Below are 12,915 nucleotides of genomic sequence, written 5' to 3' on the forward strand. Positions count from 1 at the left end.
GCCCTTCGAGACGCACTCCTGCGGAGTGCTCCTCAGGACGAGGTCGGGCTCTGTCGCCGTTGGTACCAACGGCGGATGACTTTGATCCGTCATCCTGAGGTGCGAGCGGAGCGAGCCTCGAAGAATGAACGGCCATCCGGGTCGGCGTTGCCGACCCGGGCACTCGATCCTGTCGATCTCGGGCAGGCCCGAGATCGATGCCGTCGCCCTTCGAGGCCCGGCTTCGCCGGGCGCCTCAGGGTGACGGGGAGAGTCGCTTTCAGGCACCGTTGGTACGAGGATATCGGCGGCGGAGGTCGACCGCGTCCAGAGGAGCCCTCCGCAGGAGTGCGACTCGACGGAGGAGGGCATGCACGATGACGAGGCTCGGGCCTCGTCCTTCGATGACGGCCGCGTCGCGGCCCCTTGGACGAGGTCGAACTTTTCCGCCGTCGATGTTTCTGCAGCGGACGATGGCGTCCTTTTCGACGAGCCACCTTCGTTCGAGCCACCTTCGTTCTTGCCTCACCCGACGACCGTTCCGCCCTCGTGGTGAGGAGCGGCCGACGGCCGCGTCTCGAACCAGGAGGCCGAACAGGTCGGCCGCCGCCGACGTGCTTATTCGACACACGACGTGCTTTTTCTTCGACACACGACGTGCTTTTTCTTCGACACCCGACGTGCTTTTTCGACACGCCGAGTTCTCGATCGGGCGAGCCTCGGTCGGACGACGACGCACTCGCTTTGCCGTTCGTCGGCGAACGACGAACCGGAGCGCATCGGGTCTCGCGGCGGATCACGGCGCTTCGCGCCCGATCCGCCCTACTGCCTGCTCACTTACTCACCGCTCCTTACGCACCGCTCCTTACTCGCCACTCCCTACTCGCCACTCCCCACTCGCTATTCGCCCTTTCCCTCTTCCCCACTCGCCACTCGCCACTCGCCATTCGCCCCTTCTCACGCCACCTGCGGCAGGCTGGCGCGGCCGGCCTCGAGCGCGGTGACGTAGCGGCGCAGCGCCTCCTCGCTCGCCCAGAAATCGGGCTCCGAGAGGTGGCCGTTGGATAGCTGGTGGCGCAGCCACAGCCGGTAGGCGTCGATCGAATCGCGCTCGCAGCGGCGCACCAGCTGGTCGACCCGGCCGGAGCGGTACAGCGTCTCGGCGTCGATCGGGTCGCCGCCGTCCCAGCCGAACACGTCGCGGCCGCGCCGGATGCCCATCTCGCGGCACAGCGTGTGCAGCCGCTTCTTGCCGCCGCCGCCCGCCGCGCACAGCCGGCCGATGTCGACGATCGCATCCGGCGAGCCCTCCGGTGCGAACAGGAAATGCGCCCGCACATGGTGGGCGATGCCGCGATAGCGCAGCACGGTGATGTCGAAGCCGGTGCCGTCGAAGGTGAAGAGGCGCGGCTTGAGCGCGCTGACGCAATCGGCGAAGCCGGTGACGATCTCCTCCTCGCTCTCGTGCGCGACCGACGACACGGCGACCGACGAGACGGCCCACGGCCCGCGCGAGGCGTCGTCACCGTCCTCGTCGGAGGCGGCACCGGCGCGGTGCGCCAGCACGCCGCCGAGCGCGACGATCGCGTGATAGACGGGTTTTTCCGACTTGTCGCCGAGCGCTTCGCGGACGTCGTCCGCGCTCATCCCGTCCAGATTGTTGATCGCCGCATACGCCTCGACGTCCGGCACGGTGGCGAGGCTGAAGACATAGACGTGATCACCATCGCTCTCGTTGTCACTCATGACACTCCCTCGCTGGGTCGTTTCCTCGAATGCTGCTCCGCTCCCGGTTGATCCGGCTTGGTTCCCTTTCCGGGGAAAGGGCGAGCGGGCTTTGTCGTCTCGTTGTCGTCTTGCAGTTCTGCCGTTCGTTCTGTCGTTCGTTCTGTCGTTCTGTCGTTTCGGGTCTTCTCGGTCGTCGGATGTCGATGATCGCCGACGTCGCTCGGCTCTCTTGCGGTGGTGCTTTCCGTCTCGCGCCGTCGCTTCTCGCGACGCCTCTGCGCGATACCGCTTCCCGTGACGTCGTTTTCCGTAACGTCGTTTTCCGTAACGTCGTTTTCCGTGACGCCGTTATCCGAGACGTCGTTTTCCGAGACGCCGTTGTCCGTGACGCCGCTTCCGCTGTACCGCTGCTCGCGACGTCGCCTTTCGTCGCCCGGCTGCATCCGTTCGCCGGCCCGCGGGCCCTCGCCGGTCCGTGGCGGGCGGCTCTCCGTGACAGCGTACCCGGATGACGCGACCGACCGACCGAGTACAATTACTTTACCAGAACATTGCCGACGATGCAAAGATTGCAACGGCGACGCAAAATCTCCTCTTCGTTGCATCGCAAAAGAGTCTCGAATACTTCGCATCGGCAGTGCCGCGGCGGCCGGCGGGCGATTTTCCGCATCGCTTCAAGGCGCCGGGTATCGTCCTGTGACGCAAGCCCTTCCCGACGTCGCGCGGCACCGCGACCGGGCATCCGCCATCGTGGTACGGCCGCCTTGTTGCACCGCATCGAGCTTTCGAGGAGCCCGATCCGGCACCGCTCCCCCGGCGTCGTTCCCCGCCACCGCTCGAAGAAAAAAGCCGGCGCCCCCGTCCCGCATGCGTCGACCGGCCCGCGTCCCGGCCTGTCACGATAGCTTCATGGTGGCGCCGTACCCACGCACGCGGCATTCACAAGACATCGGGAGATCCCATGCTCAGGCCGCTCGCGCCCGGCGTCGCGCTGCTCGCGCTCGCCACGTTCGCCGTTCCGGCATCGGCGCAGACCATTTATCCGATCGACCGGGCAGAGATCCTGGCCGGCGCCCGGTTCGACCTCAAGGTCGAGTTCCCCGGCGCCCCGGCGCAGTCCGCCGTCACCGTCACCATCGACGGCAAGGACGCCGGCAGCGTGCTCGGCAAGCAAGCGACCTACGCCGCCCACGAGGACGGCAGCGACCACGCCGCCTACTGGATCCGCGACGCGGTGATCGGCAAGCCCGGCCGCTACACGGTCGAGGCCAAGGCCGGCGACCGCAGCGCGAGCGTGACCTGGGAGGTGTTCGGCACCGAGCCGCGCAAGGCCAAGAACGTGATCCTGTTCATCGGCGACGGCTTGACGGTCGCCCACCGCACGGCGGCGCGCATCCTCTCGAAGGGGCTGCACGAGGGCAAGTACGGCGGCGAGCTGGCGATCGACGCCATGCCGGCGATGGCGCTGGTGTCGACCTCCGGCACCGACTCGGTCGTCACCGACTCCGCCAACTCGATGACCGCCTACACCACCGGCCACAAGTCGTGCGTCAACGCGCTCGGCGTCTACTGCTCGGCGACCAAGAAGAACCTCGACCATCCGAAGAACGAGACCATCGCCGAGCTGGTCAAGCGCACCCGCGGCATGGCGGTCGGCGTCGTCACCAACACCGAGATCGAGGACGCGACCCCGGCCGCGATGGTCGCCCACACCCGCCGCCGCTCGGACTACGACGACATCGTGCGGATGTTCTACGACCTGAAGCCCGAGGTGATCATGGGCGGCGGCTCGCCGAACTTCCTGCCGAAGTCGACCCCCGGCTCGAAGCGCAAGGACGACACCGACTACATCAAGCGGTTCGAGGACGCGGGATACAAGTTCGTGTCGACCAAGACCGAGCTGGCGGCGGCCAACGGCGCCGACAAGCTGCTCGGCCTGTTCAACACCAAGAACATCGACGGCGCGCTCGACCGCTTCTTCCTGAAGAAGGGCACGGTGGAAAAATTCCCCGATCAGCCCGACCTCACCGACCAGGTGCGCGCCGCGCTCGACGTCTTGTCGAAGAACCCGAACGGCTTCGTGCTGATGGTCGAGTCCGGCCGGATCGACAAGTACAGCCACTCGCTCGACTGGGAGCGCGCGGTCTACGACACCATCATGTTCGACAACGCGGTGAAGATGGCCAAGGACTTCGCCGCGAAGAACGACGACACGCTGATCGTGGTGGTCGGCGACCACGCCCACCCGGTGTCGATCATCGGCACCTACGACGACGCCCGGCCCGGCGACCGCCTTCGCGACAAGCTCGGCGTCTACGAGGAGTCCGAGGTGCCGAACTATCCGGCGCCCAACGCCGCCGGCTATCCGGAGAAAGTCGACGTGTCGCGCCGTCTCGCCTTCGTGTTCGGCTCCTATCCCGACTGGTGCGAGACCGGCCACCCCTATCTCGACGGCGAGAACGTCCCGGCGGTCGCCGGCGCCGACAAGACGTACGTCGCCAACGAAAAGTATTGCGACGTGCCGGGCGCCGCCCGCCGCACCGGCAACCTGCCGACCTCGGCGCCGCAGGGCGTCCACTCGGCCGACGATGTGGTGCTGACCGCGACCGGGCCGGGCTCGGAGATGTTCCACGGCCGCATCGACAACACCTATGTCTACCGGGTGATGACCAGCGCCCTCGGCCTCGGCTCCGCCGAGTGAAGAATCTTCGGCCGTCGCCAGGCTCACGAAACGCATGTCCGCGCTCGCCGCGGGCATGCACCTCGTCCATGCGAATGAAGCCACGAGTGGCCGCCGCTCCTCCAACGACCGACGACCGAATGCCATGACGTGCCCCTTCTCCGCTCGTCCCCGCGAAAGCGGGGACCCAGAAAAAGGACTGGATTCCCGCTTCCGCGGGAATGAGCGGGGGCGGCTGCGTTTCCTCCTTCCGTCGAATGCGGAGCGTGAAGTCACGCGGCGCGAGAGGACCCTGCTCACCCGCCGCGCCGTGCTCGCCTCCGGCTTTTTTGCCGGCGCCGCCCTCGTCGGCGCGACCATTCGGCCGGCCGGCGCGGCCGAGCCGACGCCGCTGCTGTTCGAGCAGCTCTACGAGAGCATGGGCGTGCGCGGCCTGAAATTCTCCGCCGCCGTGCTCGCCTTGAAAAACCGGACGGTGTCGATGCGCGGCTACATGGCGCCGCCGCTCGAGCCGGAAAGCACGTTCTTCGTGCTCACCCGCGAGCCGATGGCGCTGTGCCCGTTCTGCCAGTCGGACGCCGACTGGCCCGCCGACATCGTCGTCGTCTATCTCGACGGCGCCAGCGCCCTGTTCTCCGGCGGCGAGCCGGTGGTGGTGCGCGGCCGCCTCGAGATCGGCTCCTTCACCGACCCGAAGACCGGGTTCGTCAGCCAGTTGCGGATCGTCGATGCACGCTTTCGCCGAGGATGAGACCCATGCCCGCCCGCTGCGGGTGGAGGGTCTTTGCGTCGCCCGCCGCGAGGCCGGGAAGGCGACGGGCAAGGGAGCCGGCGCGCCGGCCGCCGACATTCTGAACGATGTCGGCTTCACGCTGGCGCCCGGCGAGACCGCGGTGGTGACCGGCCCGTCGGGCGCCGGCAAGACCACGCTTCTGCACGCGCTCGCCGGCCTTTTGCAGCCCGACGGCGGGACGGTCGCGTGGGGTGAGGAGGAGATCGCCGGCTGGTCCGAGCGCAGGCGCGACCGCTGGCGGCGCGACACCGTCGGCCTCGTCTTCCAGGACTTTCAGCTGTTTCCCGAGCTCGGGGTGATCGACAACATTCTCCTGCCGCTGCGCTTCGACCGGCTGCGGCTGCCGGAGGGCGCCCGCATTCGGGCGGAAAAGCTCGCCGCCGCCGTCGGGCTCGACGGCCGCACCGCCCGCGCGAGCGCACTCTCACGCGGCGAGCAGCAGCGCGTCGCGGTCGCCCGCGCGCTGATCGGAAACCCCGCGCTCATCCTCGCCGACGAGCCGACCGCGAGCCTCGACCAGGAGACCGGCACGCGGGTGATCGACCTTTTGCTGACCCTCGCCGCCGAAGCGCATGCGAGCGTGGTGATGGTCTCGCACGACCCGGCCTTGCCGGACCGGGTCGACCGGGTGTTTCGCCTCGAGGCGGGCCGGCTGTCCGAGACGACGAGAGCCCTCACATGATCGTCGTCTCGCCGAGAGCGTGCCCGAGCCTCCGCTCGTTCCCGCTCGAGCGGGAACCCAGAAAATTCGCAGCGAACGTCGTGGGGCTCCTGGGTCCCCGCTTGCGCACTGGGGCATGCACAGATCGCCCCGAATGCATGCGTCCGTCATGCGCGGGCTCGACCCGCGCATCCATCAAAAATCAAAAAACAGTTTTAATCCAGTGCGATGGATCGCCGGGTCGAAGCCCGGCGATGACGGCGGAGTTCTCGGCGAACTCGACCTTTCTCATCGAAATACCACGCTTTTTGTCCTTGTGTGCATGCCGTAGCGCTTACGCAGGGACGAGCGAGTGATGGCATGCGCTCGTGATGAAAGCCGCCGGGAGCGGAACGAAACACCATGAACCCGTTTCCCGTCGTCCTCGCCGATCTGCGCTCGCTGCGCTGGGTGGCGTTCGTGGCGCCGCTGCTGGTCGCGATCGCGGTGTCGGTCGGGGTGTCGCTGTCGGCGCAGGAGCGCGCGGTGCGCCAGGCGAGCGCCAGCGCCGCGTCCGGCTTCGACCTTCTGATCGGCGCGCCGGGCAGCCAGACCCAGCTGACCATGACCACCGTCTATCTGCAGCCCGAGGCGCTGCCGCTGATGGACGGCGCCATCCTGAAAACCCTCGCCGCCGACCCGCGTGCAAAAGCTTTTGCGCCGATCGCCTTCGGCGACGTGTTTCGCGGATATCCGATCGTCGGCACCACCACGACGTTCGCCACCCGCTGGGGTCGCCTCGCGGCGAGCGAGGGCCGCATCTTCTCCGCCGAGGGCGAGGCGGTGATCGGCGCGGACGTGACGCTCGCGATCGGCGACGAGATCACCCCCTCGCACGGCCATGCCGGCCACCGGAACCCGCTCGGCGTCGAGACCGAGGAGGAGGCCCGCCACCGCCACGCGCACGTCCATTATCACGTGGTCGGCCGGCTGCCGCGCCTCGGCACGCCGTGGGACCGCGCCATTCTGGTGCCGATCGAGAGCGTGTGGGAGACCCACGGCCTCGGCAACGGCCATGCCGACCACGAGGCGCCGATCGGCCCGCCGTTCGACGCCGAAAAAATCCCCGGCGTGCCGGCGGTGGTGGTGAAGCCGGGCTCGGTCGCCGACGCCTACATGCTGCGGGCAAAGTACCGGGCGGGCGCGACGATGGCGTTCTTCCCCGCCGAGGTCCTGGTGTCGATCTACAAGACGCTCGGCGACGTGCGCGATCTTCTGCAGGTCGCGGCGATCCTCAACGACGTGGTGGTGTTCGCGGCGATCTCGATCCTGCTGCTGGCGCTCGCCGGGCTGCGGCGGCGGCGCTACGCGCTTTTGCGCGCGCTCGGGGCGTCGCGGACCTATGTGCTGGCGACCGTCTGGCTCGGCGCGGTGGTGATCCTCGCCGCCGGCTGCGCCGCCGGCATTGCGCTCGCCCAAATCACCGGGATGGTGGTCGGGCACTGGGTGGAGGCCCGCACCGGGCTCGCGCTCCCCTCCACCATCGCGCTCGCCGACGCCCTGCCGGTGCTCGGGCTGATCGCCGTCGGCAGCCTGTTGGCGCTCGCGCCCGGCCTCGCCGCCTTCCGCATCCCGGTCGCCGCCACCTTGCGCGGCTGACGAAAAAACCCCTCCCGATCCGCCGCCGCCTCCCCCATATCCCGCAAACCGGATTTTGCCCCCGCGCGAGCGCGTGCTAGGGGCAGGCTCGTTTCGCGAGCCGCACCGACCGGCCCCTACCCCCGAGGCCCCGGATGGACCACCAGACCCCGCCGCTCTTTCCGCCGTCGAAGCCGACCCGTCGGCCGGCACAATTCCTGCCGACCAGCCGCGCCGAGATGGCCGCCCTCGGCTGGGACGCCTGCGACGTCGTGCTGGTGACCGGCGACGCCTATGTCGACCATCCGAGCTTTGGCATGGCGATCGTCGGGCGGTTCCTCGAGGCGCAGGGATTTCGCGTCGGCATCCTCGCCCAGCCGGACTGGCACGCGGCGGAACCGTTCGCCGCGCTCGGCAAGCCGAAGCTGTTTTTCGGCGTCACCGGCGGCAACATGGATTCGATGGTCAACCGCTACACGTCGGACCGCCGGCTGCGGCACGACGACAGCTACTCGCCGAACGGCGAGGGCGGCCGGCGGCCGGACCGCTGCACCATCGTCTACGCCCAGCGCTGCCGCGAGGCCTTCAAGGACGTGCCGATCGTGCTCGGCGGCATCGAGGCGTCGCTGCGGCGCATCGCGCATTACGACTACTGGTCGGACAAGGTGCGCCGCTCGGTGCTGGCCGACGCCAAGGCCGACATTCTCCTTTACGGCAATGCCGAGCGGGCGCTCGCCGAGGTGGCGCGCCGCATCGCCGCCGGCGAGCGCGCTTCCGAGATTTTCGGCGTGCGCGGCACCGCCGTGTTTCGCCGCGTGCCGGAAAACTACACCGAGCTGCACGCCGACGATCTCGACAGCGAGGACGACGGCGCCCGCCGCACGAGCGGCGACACGGTGATCCGCCTGCCCTCCTACGAGCAGGTCCTTGCCGACCGCGAGGCCTATGCCCGCGCCTCGCGCGTGCTGCATCGGGAGAGCAATCCCGGCAATGCCCGCCCGCTGGTGCAGCGCCACGGCGACCGCGATCTGTGGCTCGAGCCGCCGCCGATCCCGTTGACGACCGCCGAGATGGATTCGGTCTATGGCCTGCCCTATGCCCGCGCGCCGCATCCCTCCTATGGCGAGGCGAAAATTCCCGCCTGGGACATGATCAAATTCTCGGTGACGATCATGCGCGGCTGCTTCGGCGGCTGCACCTTCTGCTCGATCACCGAGCACGAGGGCCGGGTGATCCAGAGCCGCTCCGAAGGCTCGATTCTGCGCGAGATCGAGACCATCCGCGACAGGACGGCCGGCTTCACCGGCACCATCTCCGACATCGGTGGCCCGACCGCCAACATGTACCGGATGGCCTGCAAGGACGAAAAGATCGAGGCGTCGTGCCGGCGGCCGTCCTGCGTGTTTCCGGGCATCTGTCCGAACCTGAACACCTCGCACGACGCGCTGATCGCGCTCTATCGCAAGGCCCGCGAGATCGACGGCGTGAAGAAGGTTCTTGTCGCCTCCGGCGTGCGCTACGACCTCGCGGTGGAGAGCCCGGCCTATGTGAAGGAGCTGGTGACGCATCACGTCGGCGGGTATTTGAAGATCGCGCCGGAGCACACCGAGCGCGGGCCGCTCGACAAGATGATGAAGCCCGGCATCGGCGCTTACGACCGCTTCAAGACGATGTTCGAGGCGGCCGCCGCGAAGGCCGGCAAGAAATATTATCTGATCCCGTATTTCATCGCCGCGCATCCCGGCACCACCGACAGCGACATGATGAACCTCGCGCTGTGGCTCAAGAAGAACCGCTACCGCGCCGACCAGGTTCAGACTTTTCTCCCCTCGCCGATGGCGACCGCGACCGCGATGTACCACTCCGGCGTCAACCCGTTGCGCGCGGTGCGGCACGGCGGGAGCGAGCCGGTCGAGGCGATCTCGGGCGCGCGGCAGCGCCGGCTCCACAAGGCGTTTCTGCGGTATCACGACCCCGACAATTGGCCGCTTTTGCGCGACGCGCTGAAGGCGATGGGCCGCGCCGATCTGATCGGCTCGCGTCCCGATCAGCTGGTGCCGGCGCACCAGCTGCCCGGCACCGGAAAAGCCGCCTCCACCCGCCGCCCGGTGCGACCTGGCGATCGTCCCGTCCGCAGCGGCCGGTTCGGCACCTTCACCACCAAGGGCGTGCGCTGACCGTTTTTGCGCGCGCTGATTATTAGATACAGATCATACAATCTCGAGTTGCTTTTTGGTCCTCCTGCCGTTACCTCTCGAACCGCCGGCATCAACCGAAGCGTGTACATTCTCCAGTCAACCCCCTGAAACGGAGATGACGATGAGGACGACGGCAATTTCGACACTGGCCCTGCTGGTCGGGCTCGGTCTCGCGACGACGGCGGCCTACGCCGATTCGATCAGTGCCTCCAGCATCGGCCTGAACGGCCATATCGGCGGCACCGGCGGCTCTCACACGATCGTGATCGACGGCGTCTCCTGCAAGCTGAAGAACTCCACCACCGGCGCCGGCGGCGGCAAGGGCTGCAACTACACGCTGAGCGGCGGCGTCGACGCCGAGGGCAAGGGGTCGATCAAGTCGACCACCTCGAACCAAGGCTGCAGCCAGAACTGCGAATGATCCGTCTCACCGAGCGAGACGGAGCACCGTCTCCCGGCTCCCGGCGATGGCCGCACCGGCGCCCGCGTCTGGGCCCGCGCGGCGGCCCGCGCCGGGACCTTCGTGCCGCGGGACCATGAAGCACCCCGAAGCACGCGGAAGCAGGGCGGCGCCGCCCTGCTTCCTGCTCCCTCCGACCAGGACCGTGACGACCTCTGCCGTGACGAGCTCTGCCGTGACCTCGTCGACCGCGCGGCCGTAAACCTCACGCGGCGGCCGAGCCGAGGTCGTTTTCGCGCGGCGGATGGGCCTGCCAAAAGATCGCGGCGTTCGCCTCCTCCCAGGCCTTTGCGTCGGCGGCGGTGGTGCCGAGCGCGGGCAGCACCGGCGCGACCGGCAGCGGCGCGCCGGATCCGAGCGACGTCTCGCCGGGCACCGCGCGGGCGACCCGGTTGCGGCCCGCCGTCTTCGCCCGGTAGAGCGCGGCGTCCGCCTCCATCAGCAGCGTCGAGACGGTGGTGGTGGCCGGGCCGGCGCTGATGCCGACGCTGACCGTCGCACCGATCGCCTGCGGGCCGATCACCGCGCCGGCGACCTCGAACGCCTGCCGCACCCGCTCCGCGGCGATCGCCGCCTCGTCGAGGCTGCCCGGCAGCAGCACGACGAACTCCTCGCCGCCGAACCGCGCCACCAGATCGGTCGCCCGCAGATTGCCGGCGATCGTGCCGGCGAACAGCTTCAACACCTCGTCGCCGACGAAGTGGCCGAAGCGATCGTTGACCATCTTGAAGTGGTCGAGGTCGAACACCATCGCGGCGAGCGGCTCGTCCTTGCGCTGCTGCACCGCCTGCATGCGGGCGGCCCCCTCGAAGAAGGCGCGGCGGTTGTAGAGGCCGGTCAGAGGATCGGTCGAGGCGGCCGTGCGCTGCAGGCGCACCACCTGGTCCTTGCTCAGGGTCACGACGATGAAGGCGGTGCCGATCACGTAGAGCAGCGCCTCGATGGCGAACACCGCGAACCAGCCGCCGGCGAGCGAGACGAGCCCCTGGTCGTCCGGCAGCACGCTGGCGAGCGGCACCGGGGCGAGGAAGACGATGCCGTGCAGCAGCGGCACGAACAGCGCCGGCCAGCGGGCGATCAAGGCCTTGCGCCGCTCCCGCCACAGCTCGAAGGCGGTGAGGAAGGTGTAGATCGAGATGATCACCGAGCTGCCGATCACCCGGTGCGCGGGACTCTCCAGCACGCCGGGCAGCGCGCTCGCGACCAGCCACGCCAGCGCGCCGGCGGCCATCGCGACCCACGGCACCTCGCGGCCGTGAAACACCCGCGCGGCCGCCCACATCATGCCGCAGGCGAGAAACAGGAGCGCGCTCGCGAACCCTTCCGGCAGGACCAGGACGCCGTCGAGCGCCCACAGGGCGACCGAGAAGCCACCGAGCAGATAGGCGGCGCCCCACCAGCCGAGCGCGCGGATACGCTCCTGCCGCCACGCGCTGAGCAGGAACAGGCCGAGGAGTGCGCTGATGCAGATGGCGATCACGAACAGGGTCGAGACATCCAGCGTGATCGTCGCTTGGTGCGACTGTTGGACCATGACGTGACTCCGCTCTCGAAGGACGACGCCAATCTAGCCCTCTGCCACAGCGTGAACGAGCGCTCACTGCCGGCACGCTTTGCGGTTCGCTCGCCCGATGGCCGGCGTTTTGTCGATCGGTTTCGTTACGACATCGCGCGAATGCGCGACAATTCGAGCGGAGTTTTCCGCTACCGCCCGCCGAACGCGCTCTGCGTGCTCTCGCTGGATGCAAGCAAAAGCGACATTCCATTTTTACGAAGCATCAAGCCGGCGACGCAATGATGCGGCCGCCTGTTCACCGGCGGTGCGGACGACGCGGCTCGCGTCGTCCGCACCGCGTCATGGGACGTCGCGCCATGAGCGTGAGTTCGGTTTCCGATTCGTCGTCGTCGCTGGTGCGAGCTCTGTCGCAACGGGTCGATCGCGACCCCGCCGAGCGATCGTCGGCCGACCAGCTGCAGCCCCGCCAGACCGCGTCGCCCACTTCGAACGCCACGTCCCCGGCGCGTGAGCCATCCACGCAGCGGGCGGCGGCCGCCGGCCAGGACGCCGCAGCGCCCCGCCAAGTCTCGCGATCCGACGTGGCGTCGACCTTCGACCGCCTGTCGGGACCGGTGCGCGCCCAGCTGCTCGCGGTGCAGGAGCAGAGCGCCAGCCCACGCCCGGACGACACCGCGGCCGCCACCGATTCGAGCACGCAAACCGAGACGGCCCAGCCGAGCCGCAATACGTCGGGCACGACGAACGCGGCGACGAGCACCACCGACAGCGATACCGACCGGGAGCGCAGGGACGCGCGGACCGAGACCCGAGCCGACACTCGGACCGAGCAGACCGGCGACGGCTCGACCCGGCGGGCCGAAGCGTCGTCCACGCCGAGCACCACCGCGTCGTCCGCGAGCGAGACCAGCGAAACCGGCGAATCGAGCGAAACCAGCGAATCCAGCGAGACGACCGAGCAGGCCCGGGCGGCAACCGCCTGACGTTTCCGCCGCGCCACGCCCGCCGCCCGACACCGCGGCCACGTCCCTTCCGGGACGTCGGCCGTTTTTTTTCGTCATCGACGACCTGCCCCGCCACGATCCTCGCGGCGATCCCCACCGTGATCGTCGCGGCGCGGCGCTGCCGTCTGCCCGCGAACAACGCGCGAAAACGCACCCCGATGCGCCGAAAATGCCGATGGCCGGACCTTTCGGCCCGGCCATCGCTGCATGCTCCGAAAAGATCGGTGTGATCCCAACGGCGACAGAGTCCGACCTCGTCCTGAGGAGCACTCCGCAGGA

At 68.7% G+C, this 12,915-nt stretch carries 11 protein-coding genes and 1 pseudogene; 9 read left to right on the forward strand and 3 right to left on the reverse strand.

Features of this window, described 5'->3' with window-relative positions; genetic code table 11:
- Positions 1–936 precede the first annotated feature (936 nt).
- Positions 937–1,725, reverse strand: coding sequence for a hypothetical protein (locus A33M_RS11315; protein ID WP_008387098.1), 789 nt, complete (start codon positions 1,723–1,725; stop codon positions 937–939).
- Positions 1,722–2,150 (reverse strand): hypothetical protein, encoded by a 429-nt coding sequence (locus A33M_RS23900; RefSeq protein ID WP_157223438.1) that lies wholly within the window; start codon positions 2,148–2,150, stop codon positions 1,722–1,724. The genes A33M_RS11315 and A33M_RS23900 overlap by 4 nt, the downstream gene beginning before the upstream one ends.
- Before the next feature lie 65 nt (positions 2,151–2,215).
- On the opposite strand from A33M_RS23900, the gene A33M_RS23905 reads away from it, so the two are divergent.
- From A33M_RS23905 to A33M_RS11345, 7 genes and pseudogenes are all read left to right on the forward strand, one after another.
- Positions 2,216–2,407: a hypothetical protein gene (locus tag A33M_RS23905; protein ID WP_157223439.1), complete on the forward strand. Its 192-nt coding sequence runs from the start codon at positions 2,216–2,218 to the stop codon at positions 2,405–2,407.
- 261 nt (positions 2,408–2,668) lie between these two features.
- Positions 2,669–4,408, forward strand: a complete 1,740-nt coding sequence (locus A33M_RS11320) for an alkaline phosphatase (RefSeq protein ID WP_008387100.1) — start codon at positions 2,669–2,671, stop codon at positions 4,406–4,408.
- A gap of 289 nt (positions 4,409–4,697) precedes the next feature.
- Positions 4,698–5,138, forward strand: a complete 441-nt coding sequence (locus tag A33M_RS11325) for a hypothetical protein (protein ID WP_008387102.1) — start codon at positions 4,698–4,700, stop codon at positions 5,136–5,138.
- 76 nt (positions 5,139–5,214) lie between these two features.
- Positions 5,215–5,862, forward strand: a pseudogene (locus A33M_RS11330) (ABC transporter ATP-binding protein); the annotation flags it as partial.
- A gap of 381 nt (positions 5,863–6,243) precedes the next feature.
- The gene (locus A33M_RS11335) at positions 6,244–7,479 is read left to right on the forward strand and encodes an FtsX-like permease family protein (protein WP_008387104.1); all 1,236 of its coding nucleotides are present in this window, start codon (positions 6,244–6,246) and stop codon (positions 7,477–7,479) included.
- Positions 7,480–7,613: 134 nt separating this feature from the next.
- A complete protein-coding gene (locus tag A33M_RS11340) occupies positions 7,614–9,635 on the forward strand; it encodes a YgiQ family radical SAM protein (RefSeq protein WP_008387106.1) in 2,022 nt (673 codons plus the stop codon).
- Between the two features lie 142 nt (positions 9,636–9,777).
- The gene (locus A33M_RS11345; protein ID WP_008387108.1) at positions 9,778–10,077 is read left to right on the forward strand and encodes a hypothetical protein; all 300 of its coding nucleotides are present in this window, start codon (positions 9,778–9,780) and stop codon (positions 10,075–10,077) included.
- A gap of 244 nt (positions 10,078–10,321) precedes the next feature.
- Here A33M_RS11345 and A33M_RS11350 read toward each other — a convergent pair whose 3' ends face one another.
- Entirely contained in the window at positions 10,322–11,650 is a 1,329-nt protein-coding gene (locus A33M_RS11350; protein ID WP_008387111.1) for a GGDEF domain-containing protein, read from the reverse strand.
- A gap of 3 nt (positions 11,651–11,653) precedes the next feature.
- On the opposite strand from A33M_RS11350, the gene A33M_RS23910 reads away from it, so the two are divergent.
- Positions 11,654–11,914: a hypothetical protein gene (locus A33M_RS23910; RefSeq protein WP_157223440.1), complete on the forward strand. Its 261-nt coding sequence runs from the start codon at positions 11,654–11,656 to the stop codon at positions 11,912–11,914.
- Between the two features lie 74 nt (positions 11,915–11,988).
- Positions 11,989–12,615 (forward strand): hypothetical protein, encoded by a 627-nt coding sequence (locus A33M_RS23915; protein ID WP_157223441.1) that lies wholly within the window; start codon positions 11,989–11,991, stop codon positions 12,613–12,615.
- Positions 12,616–12,915 lie beyond the last annotated feature (300 nt).

This window comes from Rhodovulum sp. PH10 (genome assembly GCF_000293785.1).
GTDB lineage: Bacteria > Pseudomonadota > Alphaproteobacteria > Rhizobiales > Xanthobacteraceae > Rhodoplanes.

Bases quoted from the DNA above. Each gene is read 5' to 3' on its own strand.
- A33M_RS11315 (WP_008387098.1), bottom strand. From the start codon at position 1,725: ATGAGTGACAACGAGAGCGATGGTGATCACGTCTATGTCTTCAGCCTC.
- A33M_RS23900 (WP_157223438.1), bottom strand. From the start codon at position 2,150: ATGCAGCCGGGCGACGAAAGGCGACGTCGCGAGCAGCGGTACAGCGGA.
- A33M_RS23905 (WP_157223439.1), top strand. From the start codon at position 2,216: ATGACGCGACCGACCGACCGAGTACAATTACTTTACCAGAACATTGCC.
- A33M_RS11320 (WP_008387100.1), top strand. From the start codon at position 2,669: ATGCTCAGGCCGCTCGCGCCCGGCGTCGCGCTGCTCGCGCTCGCCACG.
- A33M_RS11335 (WP_008387104.1), top strand. From the start codon at position 6,244: ATGAACCCGTTTCCCGTCGTCCTCGCCGATCTGCGCTCGCTGCGCTGG.
- A33M_RS11340 (WP_008387106.1), top strand. From the start codon at position 7,614: ATGGACCACCAGACCCCGCCGCTCTTTCCGCCGTCGAAGCCGACCCGT.
- A33M_RS11345 (WP_008387108.1), top strand. From the start codon at position 9,778: ATGAGGACGACGGCAATTTCGACACTGGCCCTGCTGGTCGGGCTCGGT.
- A33M_RS11350 (WP_008387111.1), bottom strand. From the start codon at position 11,650: ATGGTCCAACAGTCGCACCAAGCGACGATCACGCTGGATGTCTCGACC.
- A33M_RS23915 (WP_157223441.1), top strand. From the start codon at position 11,989: ATGAGCGTGAGTTCGGTTTCCGATTCGTCGTCGTCGCTGGTGCGAGCT.